The organism is Lactobacillus ultunensis DSM 16047 (assembly GCF_001436305.1).
Lineage (GTDB): Bacteria > Bacillota > Bacilli > Lactobacillales > Lactobacillaceae > Lactobacillus > Lactobacillus ultunensis.
Genome location: NZ_AZFO01000005.1, coordinates 84753 through 103486, shown reverse-complemented (window position 1 = coordinate 103486; position 18734 = coordinate 84753). Strand labels below are relative to the sequence as shown.

The window sequence follows — 18734 nt, the reverse complement described above, 5'->3', positions numbered from 1 at the left end:
TTCACTATTTAGCTTAGAATGTTTTTTGCGCTAATTTTTTAACTAATCCTTCGCATCCCTGATAAATTTCTTTATACGCAGTATCAAAATCTTTTGTATACCAAGGATCATCTATATCAGAGTATGAACCTGCAAATTCCAAAAGTTTATATTCTTTTCTTTCAGGATCTCCTCCAGTAATTCGGTTCATATTTACAAAATTTTCTTCATCCATACAAATTAAATACTCATATTGTTGATAATCTTGAGCTGTCAGTTGACTAACGTGATGACCACAATCATATGGTATTTTTTGCTTTTCAAGCTCTCGTTGGGCTTGTAGATCAATTCCTCTACCCAGTGCATATTGAACAGTTACTTTAGATTCAGCAATATATTGATCAGCCAATCCATTTTGCTCCAATAAATATTTCATAATTGCTTTTGCCATTGGTAAACAACTCAAATTTTCCTGACATACAAAAAGAATTTTTTTCATTATTTAACTTCCACTTCTTTTGTTGATTTTAGTAAAATTGGCCAAACAATAGCTGTAATTAAACCAGCTACAAGACCCCACCATACTCCTTGTGATAACGTAACAATAATGCCACTATAAACTTGATTTTGCAATGTAATTGTCGTTTCACTAGCTACCAGCCACAAAGCTACAAATGATCCAATTGTTGCAATAGCTAACGGTAGCCAAGCCCAAGCACGACCAAAGAGAATTAAAATAGCAGCAAGGAAAAAGAGCAATCCAACCGCAAAAATCGAATATTTATAAATCGAAATTGCATGATAAACTTTTGCCGATCTCTCTTTCAAATTATGATTAATTTGCTTCATCAAGTACTCGTTGATAATTTCTTCTAACTTAGTCTTGCTAGACAAATTCAAATCCTTAGGAGTTAATTTACCTTCTTCATTATACTTTTCACATAACTTGTATAGATCCGCATACGACATGTTAACCTGATATTTTTTAGGCAACTGCTCTAGCAAAGTCTGTTCTAATCCAGATGCTTGTAAAAACTTAACACCAATTTTTAAATTAGGATTATCACTATCTTGAACTACACGTTCAATGACTTCTTTTCCCATTGCCTGCGTATCGTTAATCTTTAAGCTAATAACGCTAGTCAAAAGCAAAAAGAAGGAAATTGCAGTACAGATGACTATTATCAAACGTAAAATAATTGTTTTAACGTTTTTCATTTACATGCTCTTTTCTAGCACCAATTTCTTAATCGCATAGGCAATACCTGCTTCATCGTTAGTCTTAGTAACAAAGTCAGCTTTATTCTTAATAGCATCAATCGCATTGCCCATTGCTATTTTATAAAAAGCAGGGTTGTTAAACATCGACATATCATTGCCTTGATCACCAAAAATCATGACTTCTTCATCTTTAATACCCAACTTTTGAGCTAATTGATGAACTCCCTTTTCTTTCGATGCTTCTGCTTTATTAATCTCCCAAATCATCGGATCACTACGAGCAACATTGTAGTTATTCAGCCATACTGGGAAATTTTTACCTAAATGATCCAATTTTTCTTTAGGACCAGTATATTCAGCCTTAATAAATTTAAAATCTGATGGCACCTCATCAAAATCCTTAATTATTAAAGGCGTTCCACTTACTGATGCCATTTTCGCCATCTTTACAAAAATCTTTCGATCCAAAGTCCAGTAATCATGTTCCTTCATAAAATGAAGGTTAACGCCAGGATTTTGCTTCTGCAATTGGATGAACTTCTTAAATTCATCATAATTAAATTGATGACTAATTAAAACATTACCTGAAAACGACTGAACTAATCCTCCGTTATACAAAACCGCATAATTATTATCCCCAGTAATACCCAATTCTTTCATATAAGGAATTACTCCAGGTAAAGGTCGGCCTGAAGCAGGCACAATTTTAATTCCTGCAAGATCAGCCTTTTTTAAAACTGCTTTGGTTTCTTCTCCAATTTGATTGTTGGATTGAAGCAAAGTACCATCCATATCTACTGCAATTAGTTTAATCATTCTTTATCCTTATAAAACAAACTTTTTAAGCGCCTTGGCGATGCCATTATGATCATTATCATCAGTAACGTAATCAGCCTTATCTTTGATATCGCCAATTGCATTCCCCATTGCGACTTTCATAAACTCTGGATTAGAGAACATTGAAATATCATTGCCTTGATCGCCAAAGACCATGACATCCTTTTGAGCAATTTTTAGACGAGAGGCTAAATCCATTAAAGCATTGCCTTTAGAAGCGCCTAACGCATTGATTTCAATAATACTATCCCAGCTACGCACGATATCATAACTATCAAATGCCCATGAAGGCAAACTATTCCATAATTTTTCTATTTGATCGCTCCCTGCAATTGAAGTAAAGCCAACTTTATTAAAAGTAAAATTTTTCGGAATATCTCGGCGTTCTCTTACTTTCATAATATTATTGGTCAAAGCAGCATTAATTTGCATTTGAATAGATAGGTCATGGTCACAAGTTAAGAAATACTTCGTTGTTTCAAAATGAACATTTACATGACTTAAATGTTGAAAGCGCAACATATTATTAAAGTCTTGATAATTAAGTTCTTGACTCATCAACACGCGACCACTAATTGTCTGAACTACTGCACCATTAAAAACAATTGCATATTGTTTATCACCCTCAAGACCTAACTGTTGTGCATAAGATAAAACACCAGACAATGGTCTACCAGTTGCTAGAACGACTTTGATTCTTTTTTCTGAAGCAATTCGCAAAGTCCTTTGTGTTTCAGATAAAATCGTATTATTACTTGATAGCAAGGTACCATCTAAATCCACTGCAATTAACTTGATAGCCATTATATGCATCCCCTCCGATCTAAAAATTACATCTAGTTTTTATTATACAAAAAGCCGTGAGCGAACTCACGACTTTTTTGCTTATGATCAATTCTATTTTAATTAGTACCCATTTCTTTTTCAACGACTTTAACGATACGGTCTACGTATGCGTCAGTTTCTTCTTGAGTTGGACCTTCTGCCATAACTCTAAGAAGTGCTTGAGTACCTGAAGGACGAACAAGTACACGACCATTGCCGTCCATATCTTTTTCAACTTCTGCAATTACATCAAGGATTGGTTGATGTTCTTTCCAAGTCTTCTTATCCTTAACTGGAACGTTAACCAAGCATTGTGGGTAATCCTTGAAGTCTTTCAAAAGTTTGCTAAGTGATTTTCCAGTCTTCTTCATAACCAACATCAAGTGAAGACCAGTAAGCATACCATCACCAGTATTGTGGTAGTCACTCATAATAACGTGACCTGATTGTTCACCACCAAGGTTGTAACCGTGAGCACGCATTTCTTCTGAAACGTAACGGTCACCAACTTGAGTACGAACATTCTTAAGGCCTTCTTTTTCAAGAGCCTTAGTAAAGCCAAGGTTACTCATGACAGTAGTAACGATAGTATCCTTCTTAAGACGTCCATGTTCAGCTAAGTATGAACCAATAACGTACATAATGTGGTCACCATCAACTTCATTACCATTTTCATCAACAGCAATACAACGATCAGCATCACCATCGAAAGCTAAACCAAGTTGAGCACCTTGCTTTACAACTTCCTTTTGTAAGTTTTCAGTATGAGTAGCACCACAGTGATCGTTAATGTTTAAACCATCTGGATGAGTGTAAATAGTAGTAAAGTCAACGCCACAATCAGCAAATAATCTTGAAATAAGAGCACTTGAAGCACCATTAGCACCATCAATAACAACCTTGATGCCACCTAAATCTTCAGGAATAGTATTTTCAATAAATTGTAAGTACTTAGCACTACCTTCGTGGAAGTCAGTTACAGTACCTAAGCCTTTTGCAGATGGACGAGGCAACTTATCTTCTTTAGCATCAATTAACTTTTCAATTTCGCCTTCCATTTCATCAGAAAGCTTCAAACCATTGCTACCAAAGAACTTAATACCGTTATCTTCTACTGGGTTGTGAGAAGCAGAAATTTGTACACCAGCATCTGCACCTTGTGCGCGTACCAAGTATGAAAGACCTGGAGTGGTAATTACACCAACTTCAAGAACTTCAATACCAACTGAAAGAAGACCTGAAATAAGTGCATATTCAAGCATTTGACCTGAGATACGAGTATCACGAGAAACTAAAACCTTAGCTTGTTCGCCATCCTTCTTATTCTTGGTTAAAACATAACCACCATCACGACCTAATTTAAAAGCCATTTCTGGAGTTAAGCCTTGGTTAGCTACGCCACGAACACCATCAGTTCCAAAATATTTTAACATCTAATAAACAACCTTTCTTGTTATCTAAACTAATTGCTTGCACTCTTCACTTTAATTGATATTTGTACTCCTGAAGGGTCAGCTCTCACAACATCCTTAGGCAAAACCAAAGGATAGTTTCTAACTGTTGAACTATCTATTCCTTTCAAGTCAATATCGACATTCAACTGCTTGATCTTGGCTAACGTTTCCTTCTTACCATACAAGGTTATTTGACTATTCTTAGCCGTTACTGAATAGACTTTATCACTTTTTTCGTTTTTTGGTTTTAAATTCAGTTTCACAGTTTTATGAGAAAGGGATACAGGAAGTCTTGCCCTGACTGTTGCCGGATTGATTACCACATTCAGTTGTCGGCCTTTCTTATCCTCGGCTACCAGCATTACTTGTCGTTCATAAGTTCGATTCATGCCATTAGGCAAAGTAAGTTTAGCAACAATTTGATCAATTTGATCAACTTCGCCTCTTGCGCCAGTTACTTCAACTTCTTGTGGATCGACACTGGCTGTACCAATATTATATCCGTTGGCCACAGCATTTTTATTATACTCTATTTGTACTGGTATGGTACGGGATTTTCTTCGTTCAATATCAACATTAACCGTGGCGGGACTAATCGTATATGACAACTGCTTGTTTAGTCCAGTAACTTGTACTTTGACAGTTTGTTTGCCTGTCTTTTTATGAGTCAAATCAATGTATGCTCTGAAGCTTTGAGTATTAACCGTCGAAGTAACCAAAGCATTTGAACCTTCTAGAGTAATCTTTACTTTTTCTGGATAACCAACTACATAATATTTATCTGTATTGACCGACACCTGTAGCGGCACACTAATTGTTTGTGTTTCACTAGCAGTTTGACGAGTTTTCTTAGGTTCTCCTTGAGTAACAAAACCAGTTTGTGTGGAATCAATATAAACCACTAATAAGATTGCACATAACAGTGAAATGATTCGGAGGAACCAATGTTTACTCCATAAGTCTTTCATCGGTCTGCACCCCATTTCCAAACCTTATTCATTACACGGCGAATCCAAGGAATCTTTTTCTCTTCCTTTGGTACTAACTGTGCATTAAGGTATTTCATGTACTCGTTTCGAGATAAATCAAGTAAGAAACGACCGTTCTTGGTGATCGTCACGCCACCAGTTTCCTCGGAAACAACAATGGTTACAGCATCTGTGACTTCAGAAATACCTACAGCTGCTCGGTGCCTCGTCCCTAATCGCTTAGGAATCATAGTATTATCAGATAGTGGTAAATATGCCGCCGCTACGGCAATTCGATTATTATTGATAATTACCGCTCCATCGTGCAATGGCGTGTTAGGGATAAAGATGTTGATTAACAATTCGCCTGTAATATCAGCATCAAGTTTAATCCCAGTTTCAATATAATCGTCCAATCCTGTATCCTGTTGAATAGTAATTAAAGCACCAATACGACGCTTAGACATATATTGGATGGCTTTATCAAGTTCCTTTACCATCTTAACGGACTTATCGTGAGCACTTTCACCTCGTCCATTAAAAATTGGCGTACGACCCAAACGTTCAAGTCCACGCCGAATTTCCGGTTGGAAAATAACAATAATTCCAATTACTGCCCAAGAAACGATTTGATCAACAATATAAGTTACCGCATGCAACTGCAATAGACCTGCAACAATTCTGACAATAAAGATAAAGACAATCCCTTTTGCCAATTGCACAGCCTTGGTACCACGAATCAACATGATCAAACGATAGACCAGATACCAGATAATCAGTACATCTAAAGCGATTGAGAAGTTGTTCCAAGTAAATAAATTAGAATAATCAAAATGCATTTGTGGCTCCTTTCCCTTTTAATTATAACTGACCAGTTCTATCGTGCATACATTTTAAATTCCAAAAACAAATCATTGTATTCCTGCGTCTTCTTAGGACCTAGATCTTTAAAAACTTGCAGGTGACGTAAAGTTTTTTCATCAGGATAAAATTGTTTATCTTCCCTAACTCGTTTTGGCAATAATTTCTTGGCAGCTTCATCCGGTGTAGCATAACCAACGTATTGTGCATTCTGAGCTGCATTTTTGGGTTCCAACATGAAGTTAATAAACTTGAAAGCAGCTTTTTTATTTTTAGCTGTTTTAGGAACGACAAAGTTATCAAACCACAAATTTGAACCTTGCTCAGGCACAAGATAATGCAAATGACTATTATTTTCCATCATTTCATGTGCTTCACCAGACCAAGTTATGCCAATTGCAGCCTCATTTTGGACCATATACATCTTCATTTCATCGGAAATTATGGCTTTAATATTGGGACCGAGGCCATCTAACTTAGTCTGCGCCAGATGCAGTTTCATGCTGCTAGTTGTATTCATTGAATAACCTAAAGAGACTAAAGCCATCCCCATTGCATCCCTTGCCGAATCAACTAAAAGGATTTGATGACGATATTTCTTAGACCAAAGATCATTCCAGGTTTTTAGTGAACCTCTCTTCACGAATTTATCGTTATAAACTATCCCCAATGTTCCCCAAAAATAAGGTATGGAATAGTTATTTTCTACATCAAATGACTTATACAAGAAACTTTTCCCAATATACTTCATATTAGGAATCTGTTTTTTATCTAAACGATCAAGCAAATGAGCCTTCCGCATCTTGGTTACCATATATTCAGATGGAATAGTTAAATCATAAGCAGTTCCACCTTGCTTGATTTTGGTGTACATCGCTTCATTTGAATCAAAGGTTTCATAAACTACATGATAACCAGTTTGTTTTTCAAATTTTTTAATCAATTTGGGATCTAAGTAATCACCCCAGTTATAAATAATCAGACTTTGTTTGTTGCCTTGAGCAGCTGGCTTTTCTAAATGATGCGCTGCTAATCCAAGTCCTGCACAAACTAGGAGAATTGAAACAATTGCAATAAAGATCTTTTTCATTTAACCAATCCCCCTAATACTCGATGATTTTTACGTCTGCTCTTCTTGGAAGTAATAACATAATAAATACCAACTAAAAGCAAAACAAATAAAAACATTACTGTGCTCAAAGCATTGACTTCCAAGTCGATTCCCTGTCGTGCTCTTGAGTAAATTTCAACTGATAAAGTTGAAAAACCATTACCGGTGACGAAAAATGTAACCGCAAAATCATCTAAAGAATAAGTTAAAGCCATGAACATCCCTGAAAAAATTCCGGGCATAATTGTTGGAATCAAGACATTGCTAAACACTTGCCATGAATTTGCTCCAAGGTCGCGAGCTGCATCAATCAGAGACATATCCATTTCATTTAGCCGGGGCAAAACCATCAACACTACAATTGGAATAGAAAATGCAATATGACTAAGCAAAACAGAGCCAAAGTTTAAACCAATTCCTAAAGCAGTGAAAAAGATTAAGAAACTGGCCCCAATGATAACGTCCGGTGAAACCATTAAAACATTATTCAAGGCTAGAGTAGTTTTCTTATGTGACTCTTTTTTCATATTGCTAATGGCAATTGCACCAAAGGTACCAATAATGGTGGCAATTAAACTAGAAAGCAAAGCTAATAAAATCGTTTCTAAAAATATTGCTAACAGTCGATTATCTTGAAAAAGTGTTTGATAATGTGCAAAAGTAAAATGCTCAAATTTATTCATATTTTTCCCACTGGAAAAAGAAAAATAAATCAAATAGAAAATAGGAACATACAGTAAAACTAGAGTTAAGGAAAGATAGATTCGCCCAATTAAATGCTTATTTTTCATAGGTCAACCTTCTTTCTTCTAACTTTCTTACTAGTAATGAGCATTACAATGATCATCAACACAATCAAAACAACTCCAATGGTTGCACCCATATTCCAGTTCATTGTAGTCATAAAATATTCTTCAATTGCGGTTCCCAAAGTAATCACTTTGTTACCACCGATCAATCTCGTTAACATGAACAAAGACAATGAAGGAATAAAAATTGCCTGCACGCCGCTTTCTACACCAGGTCGTGACAAAGGCCACAACACATAACGAAAAGTTTGCCACCTATTGGCTCCTAAATCTTCTGAAGCCTGAATTACGGCAGGATTTATTTCTTTAATTGCATTATAAATTGGCAAAATCATAAAAGGAATCTCGATATAAGTAGCTACAAAAATAAAGGCAAAATCAGTGAACAAAATATTTACTGGTCCGATGCCAAACAAATGCAAAAACTTATTCACTAGACCGTTATTACCTAAAATTCCAATAAAAGCATAGGCTTTCAATAAAAGATTAATCCAGGTCGGCAAAATAATCAGTAGCAACCATAATTGCTGGTTTTTCATCTTGGTTAAGAAATATGCTGCTGGATAAGAAATAGCTAGCGTAATAAAAGTAATTAAGAAAGCATACCAGAAGGAATTGAGCATCATCTTAAGGAAAGTGCCATTTTTAAAAAAGAGCGCGTAATTATTCAATGTAAAACCATTGTTGCTATTAGTGAATGAATACCAAAGGATCAGCAAAATGGGTAAAATGACGAATAAGATGATCCACATCAAGTAAGGTATTAAAAAGAAAGCTTTTTTAGTCTTCATTTTCATCCACCTCATATTTCTCTATGCGGGCATCAAAGTCCTTTTGGCTCTCATTAAGTCGCATTACGTGAATATCTTCTGGATCAAAAAAGAGCCCAATTCGTTGACCCAGCTTAACTCCATTGGTAGCATGGATTAACCATTCATTTTCGTTGGCATCAATTGCCTTAATTTCAAAGTGATCACCCAAGAATAATTGCGTTTGTGCTGTGACCACAATTTTACCTTTCTCTGGATCAACAATATCCAAGTCTTCTGGTCGAATTACTACTTCTACTTTTTCATTGGGTTTAATCCCACCATCTGCACACTTGAATTTATTATTAGCAAATTCTACTTCATAGTCTTTAATCATCCATCCTGACAAAATGTTAGAATCACCAATAAAACGAGCAACAAAATCATTAACCGGTTCATCATAGATAGCAACGGGACTGCCACTTTGCTGAATTTGACCATCATTCAAGACAAAGATTTCATCACTCATTGACAAAGCTTCTTCTTGATCATGCGTAACAAAAATAAAGGTAATGCCTAATTTCTTTTGAATTGCCCTTAATTCAAATTGCATATCTTTACGTAATCTTTTATCTAAAGCTGAAAGAGATTCATCTAAAAGCAGAACTTTAGGCTCATTAACAATTGCCCGGGCAATAGCGACTCGCTGCTGCTGTCCACCACTTAATTCTGAAATCTCTCGATTAGCATAGCCATCAAGACGTACCATGTGTAAAGCTTCTTTTACAGCCGGCTTAATCTCATTTAGCGGCTTTTTCTTAATTTTTAAACCAAAAGCTACGTTTTCAAAAACATTAAGGTGCGGAAAAAGCGCATAATTTTGAAAAACCGTATTAATATGTCGCTTGGAAGCATCTAGATTAGTAATATCTTTACCATCAAAAAAGACCTGTCCCTCACTGGGTTGACTAAAGCCAGCAATAATTCGTAAAATAGTTGACTTGCCAGAACCACTAGGTCCCAATAATGAATAAAATTTTCCAGATTCAATTTTCAGGTTAATATCTTTTAATGCAACAAAGCCATCATCGTATTGCTTTGTAATATGCTTTAACTGAATAATATCCATGTCCATCCCCATAAAAAATAGCTACAAGCTTTGCAGCCTGTAGCTTGTTCTCTCGTCTATTTATTTTTCTTTACCAATAATTCTAACTTCGGTATGTAAGTCTATATCGAATTTTTCTTTAATTACCTTTTGAATAAGATGGATTAGATTTAAATAATCTGTAGCTGTTGCTCCACCTTTATTGACAATGAAGCCAGCATGTTTAGTTGAATCTTGTGCACCACCAATTTGTTTACCTTGCAATCCTGCCTTAATAATCATTGGACCAACAAAATGACCTGTAGGACGTTTGAATACACTACCACATGAAGGATATTCAAGCGGTTGCTTGTAGCGACGCAATGCATTTAAATAGTGCATATGATCCAGAATCTCTAATTTATCACCAGGTTGCAATTTAAAAGTAGCACTCAAAACAATATCACCATTATCTTGAACTAATGAATGACGATATGAGAACTTCATTTCTTTATTGGAATAAGTCTTGCGTTGACCATCTCTAGTTAAAACATTTACGCTAGCAACAACTTCTTGCATTTCGCCACCGTAGGCACCAGCATTCATAAAGACACCGCCACCAATACTGCCAGGAATACCAGCTGCAAATTCCATGCCACTTAAGCCAGCATGTGCTGCCGCAAAAGCAGTATCAATAATTCTAGCTCCTGCATCAGCCGTTACTTCATTGCCACTTACTTTAATATTCTTCAAATCAGTTAGAATAATTACTAAACCATCAATTCCGCCATCGCGAATGATTAAGTTCGAGGCATTGCCAATAATTGTTAATGGAATATTGTTTTCACGAGTAGCTTTTACTAATTTTTCTACTTCTTCAGTATTTTTAGGAAAGGCTAAATATTCAGCTGCCCCACCTGTTTTAGTAAAAGTATATCTACTTAATGGAATTTGCTCTTTAATGTCAATTCCTTGTTTCTTCAGATCAAGTAATTCCAAAATTTTGCCTCCTTATAGTTTCTTGTTTTATTTTACCGCATAAAGGTCTAGGCTTCACTAGTAATCGTGCTGTGATATACTTTATTTTCAAAGGAGAATTATATGAACTTTATTGCAATGGACTTCGAAACCGCCAATCATTATCCTGAAAGTGCATGTTCACTTGCATTGGTAATGGTAAGAAATAATGAGATTGTTGATCGTTTCTATACCGTTATCAATCCACAAATGCTATTTGATGCTAGAAATATCCAGGTACACCAGATTACCGCAGAAGATGTTAAAAATGCACCAACAATGGCTGAAGTATGGCCAAAGATTAAAGGTTTGTACCAGCCAGGAATGTTGGTAGCCGCTCATAATGCTCGATTTGATACCAACGTCATGCGCCAAAGTTTGGCACGTTACAATATTGAAGAACCGCATTACTTAGTTATTGACACATTGGCTACTAGCAAATTATTTGAACCGGAATTGCCTAACCATAAATTAGATACTGTCTCAAGTACATTAGACGTTGAACTCTGGCACCACCATAACGCCTTAAGTGATAGTGAAGCTTGTGCTGGTATTTTAATTAATCAAGAAAAACAATTTGGTGATGAAGCCATTAAGAACTTGGTTTATCAAATTTAACACAAAAAGATCTAGAGAATGTTCATAATACATTCTCTAGATCTTTTACTTTATTCTTTATTGTATTCTGCCAAGGTATCTTTAACCCATTGCTCATTACGTTTACCTTGAGCATTAAATTCAACAACTCGCTTAGTTGAATCCCAACTATCATCAACTCTAGTAATTGTCAATTGCAAGTATTCTTTAGGGAGGTCGCTCATTACTAATTGAGGCCACTCAATAACTACTAATCCTGGCTCATCCAAATAGCCTTCCAAATCAATAGAGGATAAATCATCATCTTCCAAACGATAGAAATCCATATGAAAAAGTGGCAATTTAGCTTCTCGATACTCACGCACAATAGTAAAAGTAGGACTCTTAACTGGACGGCGAACGCCTAATTCACGTCCTAAGCCTTGAGTCATTGTAGTCTTGCCTGCCCCTAAATCACCATTAAGCAAAAGAAGATCATGTGGTTTAGCCGTTTTAGCCAAACATGCTCCTAATTTTTGCATATTTGCGGCAGAATTAATATCAAGTTTGGTCATTATTTATTATCCTTTGCTAAAGATTGAGCAGCAGTAACAATTGCTAAATCATAAATGTCTTGTTCACTGCAGCCACGTGACAAATCATTTACTGGAGCTGCAAGTCCTTGCAAAATCGGACCAACCGCAGTAAAGCCACCAAGACGTTGAACCATCTTATAAGCGATATTGCCTGATTGTAATTCTGGGAAGATAAATACATTGGCATGGCCAGCAACTTTGGAGTCTGGAGCCTTCTTTTTACCAACAGCAGGTACAAATGCGGCATCAAATTGTAATTCACCATCAGCTGGAATTTCTGGATGATTCTTTTGGAACATGGCGGCAGCATCATGAACTTTATCAACCATTGGACCAGTAGCAGAACCGTTAGTTGAAAAGCTTAAAAAGGCAACCTTAGGATCAATTTCAGCCATCTTGGCAGTTTGTGCTGATTGATATCCAATTTCAGCTAAAGTTTCTTCATCAGGATTGATGTTAATAGCGCAGTCGGCAAAGATATATCTCTCATTGCCCTTTTCCATTACAAAGGCACCTGAGACCCTATGCATCCCTTTAGCAGCATGAATCAATTGCAAAGCTGGCAATACCGTGTTAGCAGTCGAATGAGCAGCACCGGAAACCATACCGTCAGCTTTACCCATTTGAACCAACATCGTGCCAAAGTAATTGCCTTGAGCTAATTTTGCCTTAGCCTCAGCAATACTAGTATCCTTTCTTCTAGCCTTAACAAAAGCATCTGCCATTTCATCAAGATCATCATAATTATTTTGATCGTAAATTTTAACGCCATCAATATCTAAATTATGATCTGCAGCTAACTTTTGCACTTCATCTTTGTTACCAATTAATATGGGTTCAATAATACCATCTTTATTTAAATTAGAAACGGCAGTTAAAACTCTTAAATCGTCACTTTCTGGAAAAACGATTCTCTTCTTTTCACTAGCTTCTTCTACTTGTTTTTTAAATAATGAAAATACACTCATGCACAATACCTCTTATGCTAAATCTGATTTGCTTACGGTTTCTGGCAATTGCCAATCTATCGGCGTTTCACCAAAGTTAATTAATGCTGTATTACAACGAGAAAACGGTCTTGATCCAAAGAATCCTCGGTCAGCTGAAAATGGACTTGGATGAGATGATTTTATAATAAAGTTCTTGCTTTGATCAATTAATGGGATTTTATTTTGAGCAAAGCGACCCCAAAGAATGAAAACTACCTTGCCACGTTCACTCAACGCTTTAATTGCCGTATCCGTGACTTCTTCCCATCCTTTTCCTTGGTGACCATTAGCATGACCATATGGCACAGTTAATACCGCATTCAAGAGCAATACACCTTGATCAGCCCATTTTTTCAAATACCCATGGTTGACTGGTCGAGCACCAACATCATCATAAAGTTCTTTGTAAATATTCTTAAGTGATGGTGGAAGCTGTGTACCTGGCATGACGGAAAAACTCATGCCATTTGCTTGTCCTGGGTTGTGATATGGATCTTGACCTAAAATCACTACCTTAGTTTTAGAAAAAGGCGTTAATTTAAAAGCTGTAAAGATATGATACATATCTGGATAGATTCGTTTAGTTGAATACTCTTTTTTCAAAAAGTTATGAAGCTCGTGATATTTTTCACTTGCAAAGACTGGATCTAATACCTCATCCCAGTCATTACCAATTAATTCTTTAGCCAAGTCTTACACCCTCTTTTCTAATCTCCTTTATGGTATCATTAATTTAATAGTAATTGGGAGGAAAATTATGATTAAATTGGTTGCTTGCGATTTAGACGGCACACTTTTTAATTCAAATATGGCTGTTTCAAATGCCAACGCACAAGCTGTGAAAAATGCACAAGAAAACGGCATTGAATTTTTAATTGCAACTGGTCGTGCCCCCCGTGAATCGCGTTCTATTTTAAGGGATGCTAACTTACAAACTGGCTTCATCAATTTAAATGGCGCTTTAGTTTTTGATGAACAAAACAAATTAATGGTTAAACACAGCATCCCTAATGTAAAAGCTCTCGAGATTATCAAATTGCTTCATCGAGAGAATTTTTATTTTGAGATTTTAACAGAAAATCAAGTTTATACAGAAAACTTAGATCAAAGAATTGCCAATGTGGCTCATCTAATGGTCGACTTAAATCCCTTATTGGATTTTCGTCAAGCTGTAGCTATTTCAGTCGGAAATAAGGCAATTTTAAATATGAAACAAGTGCCTAAGTTTGAAGATTTACTGCAAGATCCCAAAATTGAAATTATGAAGTTCATTGCTTTTGATGCGCGCGGACATGAAGCATTCACAGATGTGAAAAAAGCAATTGCACAGATGGGAGATTTAGTCGTCACTTCAAGTTCTTCTTCCAACATCGAAATCAACGATGCACAAGCACAAAAAGGAATTGCCTTGCTTGACTACGCTAAATTAAAAAATATTAAACGCGAAGAAATTGCTGCTATCGGCGATAACTTAAACGATGAGAGCATGATTCGCGAAGCTGGCGTTGGTGTTGCCATGGGCAATGCCATCCCTGCAATTAAGCATCTGGCACAAGTCATTACTAAAAATAATAATGAAGATGGAGTAGCCTACATTCTTAATCAGTTTGTTAAAGAAAATAAACAAGATTAGAGGTGAAAATCATGCAGTTTTGGCTCGAATTAAATCAAGAAAAAGATTATGGTCAAATTCCTGTATTAGGAGAAGATGGAAAAGTTCAATACATCATTCAAGGAAATCTTGATAATCCCAATCATACCTTATATTTAGAAGATACAAATAAAGATGAAATTGGTCGCCTATTCTCCGATGGTGCAGGTATTATCGCCTCTTTCACGATTGACGTTGTAAATCACTCTTTAGTCGGTGTAAAAAAATTAAATACGCCTAGCACTAATATATTTTACCTAACCCAACTCAGATATATTGTCACTGGGAGTATTAAGCATGGTACATATACTTTTAGGTCAGGCTTCAAAAATGTAGCTAATGTTAAAACTATTATGGGAGATCATGGTGTCGTTTTAGTCTGTGATATTAGCAAGCCTGAAGACGTTCCTTTTATCTTGTTAACTTCTGTTTTATTCACTCAATGGCATGTAACGCCATTAAAGCTCCCAACTTTTCCACCACTTAATAGAAAATTCGAGGTTAATCCAAATTAAAACAAAAAAGAAGAAGCAGTTATGAAAATTTCATAACTGCTTCTCTAGAAAGTGATATAGATATAGATGTATCTTCTGCCATAAAGTTTGTATTTATTAAGTAATAAGGAATTATTAGGCAGAGACTGAATATTAGAGACTGAAATCCGTTCAATTTCAACCTCCATTCACTATTATACTTTCTTATCAGAAAAAAACAACCCCTATATGTTATTATTTAAACTAATAATTCTTAATAGTGCGCACCAGTAAACTCTTCTAAATTCATAAAATTATTATTTTTATTTAAGGTGCAAAAAATAGCTTCTGCAAAAGCAGAAGCTATTTTCTATTGATCAAATTAGTCTTGGTAATTTACCAATTCTAAGTATGATTCAGGCTTAAGTGAAGCACCACCAACTAAGCCGCCATCAATGTCAGGCTTAGCCATTAATTCTTTGACGTTAGCTGGCTTTACAGAACCACCGTATTGGATACGAACGTTTTCTGCAGTTTCTTCATTGTACAAGTCCTTAACAGTTTCACGAATAGTCTTGCACATTTCTTCAGCTTGGTCTGATGAAGCAGTCTTACCAGTACCAATAGCCCAAATTGGTTCATAAGCAATTACAAGTGAAGATACTTGTTCAGCAGTAAGACCATCTAAAGCAGCCTTAATTTGAGCAACTACCCAGTTTTCTTGCTTGTTAGCTTCACGAGTTTCAAGTGATTCACCACAGCAAATAATTGGCTTCAAGCCATTAGCAAAGATTGCCTTAGCCTTCTTGTTAATGTCTTCGTCAGTTTCGTGGAAGTAGCCACGACGTTCTGAGTGACCAATAATACAGTAGTCCATGCCCATTTCCTTTAAAACCTTTGGAGAGGTTTCACCAGTGTAGGCACCTTCGTCTTCGAAGTAACAGTTTTCTGCACCAATGTGTAAGTTTGAACCCTTAGCAGCTTTTCTTAAAGCATCAAGGTCAACAGCTGGAGCACAAATAAGTGATTCAACTTTGCTTGGATCTGGTAACTTATCCTTAACAGCGTTAACAAATTCAGTAGTTTGTTCTGGATTCATGTGTAACTTCCAGTTACCAGCAATAATTGGAGTATGACTCATTAGTCTATTATCCTTTCCTTACCTTAAATTACTTGTCTGAAATACATGCAATACCTGGTAATTCTTTACCTTCAAGGTATTGAAGTGAAGCACCACCACCGGTTGAGATGTGGGTAATCTTGTCAGCAACACCAGACTTCTTAACAGCAGAAGTTGAGTCACCACCACCGATAATAGTAGTTGCATCAGTTAAGTCAGCTAAGGCATCAGCAATTGCGTAAGTACCCTTAGCAAAGTTAGGCATTTCAAAGGCACCCATAGGACCGTTCCAAACAACAGTCTTAGCATCCTTCAAGATTTCCTTGAACTTTTCAACAGTCTTAGGACCAATGTCAAGACCCATCATGTTGTCAGGAATATCGTCACCAACAACTTCACGTGAAGCATCGTTTGAGAATTCAGTTGCAGCTACGTTGTCAACTGGAAGAACGATCTTGCCGTCAGCTTCTTTCAAAAGTTCCTTAGCAAGTTCAACTCTGTCCTTTTCAAACAATGATTTACCAATCTTGTGGCCTTGAGCTGCTAAGAAGGTGTAAGCCATACCACCACCGATTAAAATGTGGTCTGACTTAGGAATTAAGTTCTTAATTACAGCGATCTTGTCTGAAACCTTAGCACCACCAAGAATAGTTACGAATGGGTGAACTGGGTTTTCAACAGCGTTACCTAAGAACTTGATTTCCTTTTCCATTAAGAAACCAGCTGCAACAGGCTTGCCATCTTTCTTCATAGCAGTAGCAATACCAACGTTTGAAGCGTGGTTTCTGTGAGCAGTACCAAAGGCATCGTTTACGTACATGTCACCAAGACTTGCCCAGTATTCGCCAAGCTTAGGATCGTTACCTGATTCACGCTTGCCGAAGTCGTTGTCGATGTCTTGGAATCTAGTGTTTTCAAGAACAACAACGTCGCCATCGTTCATCTTGTTGATTGCGTCTTCAACTTCTTTACCCTCATTTGATGGTACAAAAGTTACAGGCTTCTTAAGTAATTCACTTAAACGTTCAGCAACTGGCTTTAATGATAATTCTTTCTTGTCAGCATCTGACTTTACACGGCCCAAGTGACTTAAAAGAATTGCCTTACCACCATGTTCAATGATGTATTTAATAGTTGGAAGTGCGGCAACGATACGGTTGTCATCACCAATAACACCATCTTTAATAGGAACGTTAAAGTCCACACGCATTAAGACCTTTTTGCCTTTAACATCAAGATCGTCAACGATTAATTTAGCCATTATAATCCTCCGATTATTTTGATATTTTTCCTTCAAAAAAAGGCGGAAGGAAGAATCTCCCTCCGCCTTCTCAATTACCACTTAACTAAAATCAGTAATTTTTAAATTAATGATTAAAGAGTAGCAAAGTGTAACAAAGTACGTACCATTTGGCAAGTGAATGAGTATTCGTTGTCGTACCAAGCAACAGTCTTAACTAATTGCTTGTCACCTGCAGTAGTTACCATAGTTTGAGTTGGGTCAAAGATTGAACCAGCAGTCATGTTGATAACATCGCTTGATACCATGTGGTCACCATTGTAAGCAAATGATGGGCTTTCGTACTTCTTCATAGCTTCGTTAACTTCGTCAGCAGTAACCTTCTTCTTCAAGATTGATACCAATTCAGTTTCTGAGCCATCTGGAACTGGAACACGTTGTGCGTGACCGTTCATCTTACCGTTCAAGTCAGGCAATACCAAACCGATAGCCTTAGCTGAACCAGTAGTATGAGGAATAATGTTTTCAGCAGCAGCACGAGCGTCTTGTTCCTTACCACTACGAGCAGGACCATCCAAAGTCATTTGAGTACCAGTGTATGCGTGGATAGTAGTCATAGTAGCAACTTCAATACCAAATTCCTTGTTCAAAGCGTTTGCCATTGGAGCAAGTGAGTTAGTAGTACATGAAGCAGCTGAAACAATCTTGTCGTCAGCAGTCAAAGTGTTTTCGTTTACTGAGTAAACGATAGTCTTCAAGTCGTTACCAGCTGGAGCTGAAATCAATACACGCTTAGCACCTGCGTCAAGGTGAGCTTGTGACTTAGCCTTGCTAGTGTAGAAACCAGTACATTCAAGAACAAAGTCAACACCATCGTTCTTAACCCATGGAATGTTTTGTGCTTGTGGTTCTGCGTAAACACGGTACTTCTTACCGTCAACAACGATTGAGTCATCAGTTGATGAAACTTCGTGGTTGAAAGTACCATGAGTAGTGTCGTACTTAAGCAAGTAAGCAAGCATTGCTGGAGTAGTCAAGTCGTTGATAGCAACAACTTCGATGTCCTTTGACTTTTCGCCAAGGTCCATAATACGACGGAATGCTAAACGACCAATACGGCCGAAACCGTTAATACCAATTTTAACTGTCATAACCTAAAGTCCTCCTTAAG

21 protein-coding genes are annotated in these 18734 nt (G+C 36.7%); 3 read left to right on the top strand and 18 right to left on the bottom strand.

Annotation, left to right across the window (positions count from 1 at the left end; translation table 11 throughout):
• Positions 1 to 13 precede the first annotated feature (13 nt).
• The 12 genes from FC57_RS02800 to murB all read right to left on the bottom strand — a co-directional run bounded on the left by FC57_RS02800 (position 14) and on the right by murB (position 10900).
• Positions 14 to 478: an arsenate reductase/protein-tyrosine-phosphatase family protein gene (locus FC57_RS02800; protein WP_056990010.1), complete on the bottom strand. Its 465-nt coding sequence runs from the start codon at positions 476 to 478 to the stop codon at positions 14 to 16.
• Positions 478 to 1197, bottom strand: a complete 720-nt coding sequence (locus tag FC57_RS02795; protein WP_007125280.1) for a fatty acid desaturase family protein — start codon at positions 1195 to 1197, stop codon at positions 478 to 480. Before FC57_RS02795 ends, FC57_RS02800 begins: the two co-directional genes overlap by 1 nt.
• Entirely contained in the window at positions 1198 to 2016 is an 819-nt protein-coding gene (locus FC57_RS02790; protein WP_007125279.1) for a Cof-type HAD-IIB family hydrolase, read from the bottom strand.
• Between the two features lie 9 nt (positions 2017 to 2025).
• Positions 2026 to 2841: a Cof-type HAD-IIB family hydrolase gene (locus FC57_RS02785; protein WP_007125278.1), complete on the bottom strand. Its 816-nt coding sequence runs from the start codon at positions 2839 to 2841 to the stop codon at positions 2026 to 2028.
• A 98-nt stretch (positions 2842 to 2939) separates the two neighbouring features.
• Complete coding sequence (gene glmM, locus FC57_RS02780) at positions 2940 to 4295, bottom strand: phosphoglucosamine mutase (protein ID WP_007125277.1); 1356 nt, start codon at positions 4293 to 4295, stop codon at positions 2940 to 2942.
• Between the two features lie 29 nt (positions 4296 to 4324).
• Complete coding sequence (locus tag FC57_RS02775) at positions 4325 to 5284, bottom strand: CdaR family protein (protein WP_007125276.1); 960 nt, start codon at positions 5282 to 5284, stop codon at positions 4325 to 4327.
• Positions 5281 to 6123, bottom strand: a complete 843-nt coding sequence (gene cdaA / locus FC57_RS02770) for a diadenylate cyclase CdaA (protein ID WP_040529355.1) — start codon at positions 6121 to 6123, stop codon at positions 5281 to 5283. Before cdaA ends, FC57_RS02775 begins: the two co-directional genes overlap by 4 nt.
• 38 nt (positions 6124 to 6161) lie before the next feature.
• On the bottom strand, positions 6162 to 7235 hold the full coding sequence (locus FC57_RS02765) for an ABC transporter substrate-binding protein (RefSeq protein WP_007125274.1): 1074 nt from the start codon (positions 7233 to 7235) through the stop codon (positions 6162 to 6164).
• A complete protein-coding gene (locus FC57_RS02760) occupies positions 7232 to 8047 on the bottom strand; it encodes an ABC transporter permease (protein WP_007125273.1) in 816 nt (271 codons plus the stop codon). Before FC57_RS02760 ends, FC57_RS02765 begins: the two co-directional genes overlap by 4 nt.
• On the bottom strand, positions 8044 to 8856 hold the full coding sequence (locus FC57_RS02755) for an ABC transporter permease (RefSeq protein WP_040529354.1): 813 nt from the start codon (positions 8854 to 8856) through the stop codon (positions 8044 to 8046). Before FC57_RS02755 ends, FC57_RS02760 begins: the two co-directional genes overlap by 4 nt.
• Positions 8846 to 9943, bottom strand: a complete 1098-nt coding sequence (locus FC57_RS02750) for an ABC transporter ATP-binding protein (protein ID WP_081445803.1) — start codon at positions 9941 to 9943, stop codon at positions 8846 to 8848. Before FC57_RS02750 ends, FC57_RS02755 begins: the two co-directional genes overlap by 11 nt.
• Positions 9944 to 10003: 60 nt before the next feature.
• On the bottom strand, positions 10004 to 10900 hold the full coding sequence (murB, locus tag FC57_RS02745; protein WP_007125270.1) for a UDP-N-acetylmuramate dehydrogenase: 897 nt from the start codon (positions 10898 to 10900) through the stop codon (positions 10004 to 10006).
• Between the two features lie 102 nt (positions 10901 to 11002).
• Between murB and FC57_RS02740 the strand changes: the two genes are divergently transcribed.
• A complete protein-coding gene (locus tag FC57_RS02740) occupies positions 11003 to 11536 on the top strand; it encodes a 3'-5' exonuclease (protein WP_007125269.1) in 534 nt (177 codons plus the stop codon).
• A gap of 50 nt (positions 11537 to 11586) precedes the next feature.
• Here the strand turns inward: FC57_RS02740 and tsaE are convergent, their stop codons facing one another.
• The 3 genes from tsaE to FC57_RS02725 are packed head-to-tail and all read right to left on the bottom strand — an operon-like array spanning position 11587 to position 13769.
• Complete coding sequence (gene tsaE, locus FC57_RS02735; RefSeq protein ID WP_007125268.1) at positions 11587 to 12069, bottom strand: tRNA (adenosine(37)-N6)-threonylcarbamoyltransferase complex ATPase subunit type 1 TsaE; 483 nt, start codon at positions 12067 to 12069, stop codon at positions 11587 to 11589.
• Positions 12069 to 13058: a phosphate acetyltransferase gene (pta, locus tag FC57_RS02730; protein ID WP_007125267.1), complete on the bottom strand. Its 990-nt coding sequence runs from the start codon at positions 13056 to 13058 to the stop codon at positions 12069 to 12071. Before pta ends, tsaE begins: the two co-directional genes overlap by 1 nt.
• A 12-nt stretch (positions 13059 to 13070) precedes the next feature.
• The gene (locus FC57_RS02725) at positions 13071 to 13769 is read right to left on the bottom strand and encodes a uracil-DNA glycosylase (protein ID WP_007125266.1); all 699 of its coding nucleotides are present in this window, start codon (positions 13767 to 13769) and stop codon (positions 13071 to 13073) included.
• A 67-nt stretch (positions 13770 to 13836) separates the two neighbouring features.
• Here FC57_RS02725 and FC57_RS02720 point away from each other — a divergent pair, with 67 nt between their 5' ends.
• Both FC57_RS02720 and FC57_RS02715 read left to right on the top strand, forming a co-directional pair.
• A complete protein-coding gene (locus FC57_RS02720) occupies positions 13837 to 14712 on the top strand; it encodes a Cof-type HAD-IIB family hydrolase (RefSeq protein ID WP_007125265.1) in 876 nt (291 codons plus the stop codon).
• An 11-nt stretch (positions 14713 to 14723) separates the two neighbouring features.
• Complete coding sequence (locus FC57_RS02715; protein ID WP_007125264.1) at positions 14724 to 15245, top strand: hypothetical protein; 522 nt, start codon at positions 14724 to 14726, stop codon at positions 15243 to 15245.
• A gap of 340 nt (positions 15246 to 15585) precedes the next feature.
• Here FC57_RS02715 and tpiA read toward each other — a convergent pair whose 3' ends face one another.
• The 3 genes from tpiA to gap form a co-directional block, all read right to left on the bottom strand.
• On the bottom strand, positions 15586 to 16344 hold the full coding sequence (tpiA, locus tag FC57_RS02710) for a triose-phosphate isomerase (RefSeq protein ID WP_007125263.1): 759 nt from the start codon (positions 16342 to 16344) through the stop codon (positions 15586 to 15588).
• A gap of 28 nt (positions 16345 to 16372) precedes the next feature.
• Positions 16373 to 17584 (bottom strand): phosphoglycerate kinase, encoded by a 1212-nt coding sequence (locus FC57_RS02705; RefSeq protein WP_040529352.1) that lies wholly within the window; start codon positions 17582 to 17584, stop codon positions 16373 to 16375.
• Between the two features lie 113 nt (positions 17585 to 17697).
• Complete coding sequence (gene gap / locus FC57_RS02700; RefSeq protein WP_007125261.1) at positions 17698 to 18714, bottom strand: type I glyceraldehyde-3-phosphate dehydrogenase; 1017 nt, start codon at positions 18712 to 18714, stop codon at positions 17698 to 17700.
• Between the last annotated feature and the right edge of the window lie 20 nt (positions 18715 to 18734).

Bases quoted from the DNA above. Each gene is read 5' to 3' on its own strand.
- FC57_RS02800 (WP_056990010.1), bottom strand. From the start codon at position 478: ATGAAAAAAATTCTTTTTGTATGTCAGGAAAATTTGAGTTGTTTACCA.
- FC57_RS02795 (WP_007125280.1), bottom strand. From the start codon at position 1,197: ATGAAAAACGTTAAAACAATTATTTTACGTTTGATAATAGTCATCTGT.
- FC57_RS02790 (WP_007125279.1), bottom strand. From the start codon at position 2,016: ATGATTAAACTAATTGCAGTAGATATGGATGGTACTTTGCTTCAATCC.
- FC57_RS02785 (WP_007125278.1), bottom strand. From the start codon at position 2,841: ATGGCTATCAAGTTAATTGCAGTGGATTTAGATGGTACCTTGCTATCA.
- glmM (WP_007125277.1), bottom strand. From the start codon at position 4,295: ATGTTAAAATATTTTGGAACTGATGGTGTTCGTGGCGTAGCTAACCAA.
- FC57_RS02775 (WP_007125276.1), bottom strand. From the start codon at position 5,284: ATGAAAGACTTATGGAGTAAACATTGGTTCCTCCGAATCATTTCACTG.
- cdaA (WP_040529355.1), bottom strand. From the start codon at position 6,123: ATGCATTTTGATTATTCTAATTTATTTACTTGGAACAACTTCTCAATC.
- FC57_RS02765 (WP_007125274.1), bottom strand. From the start codon at position 7,235: ATGAAAAAGATCTTTATTGCAATTGTTTCAATTCTCCTAGTTTGTGCA.
- FC57_RS02760 (WP_007125273.1), bottom strand. From the start codon at position 8,047: ATGAAAAATAAGCATTTAATTGGGCGAATCTATCTTTCCTTAACTCTA.
- FC57_RS02755 (WP_040529354.1), bottom strand. From the start codon at position 8,856: ATGAAGACTAAAAAAGCTTTCTTTTTAATACCTTACTTGATGTGGATC.
- FC57_RS02750 (WP_081445803.1), bottom strand. From the start codon at position 9,943: ATGGATATTATTCAGTTAAAGCATATTACAAAGCAATACGATGATGGC.
- FC57_RS02740 (WP_007125269.1), top strand. From the start codon at position 11,003: ATGAACTTTATTGCAATGGACTTCGAAACCGCCAATCATTATCCTGAA.
- tsaE (WP_007125268.1), bottom strand. From the start codon at position 12,069: ATGACCAAACTTGATATTAATTCTGCCGCAAATATGCAAAAATTAGGA.
- pta (WP_007125267.1), bottom strand. From the start codon at position 13,058: ATGAGTGTATTTTCATTATTTAAAAAACAAGTAGAAGAAGCTAGTGAA.
- FC57_RS02720 (WP_007125265.1), top strand. From the start codon at position 13,837: ATGATTAAATTGGTTGCTTGCGATTTAGACGGCACACTTTTTAATTCA.
- FC57_RS02715 (WP_007125264.1), top strand. From the start codon at position 14,724: ATGCAGTTTTGGCTCGAATTAAATCAAGAAAAAGATTATGGTCAAATT.
- tpiA (WP_007125263.1), bottom strand. From the start codon at position 16,344: ATGAGTCATACTCCAATTATTGCTGGTAACTGGAAGTTACACATGAAT.
- FC57_RS02705 (WP_040529352.1), bottom strand. From the start codon at position 17,584: ATGGCTAAATTAATCGTTGACGATCTTGATGTTAAAGGCAAAAAGGTC.
- gap (WP_007125261.1), bottom strand. From the start codon at position 18,714: ATGACAGTTAAAATTGGTATTAACGGTTTCGGCCGTATTGGTCGTTTA.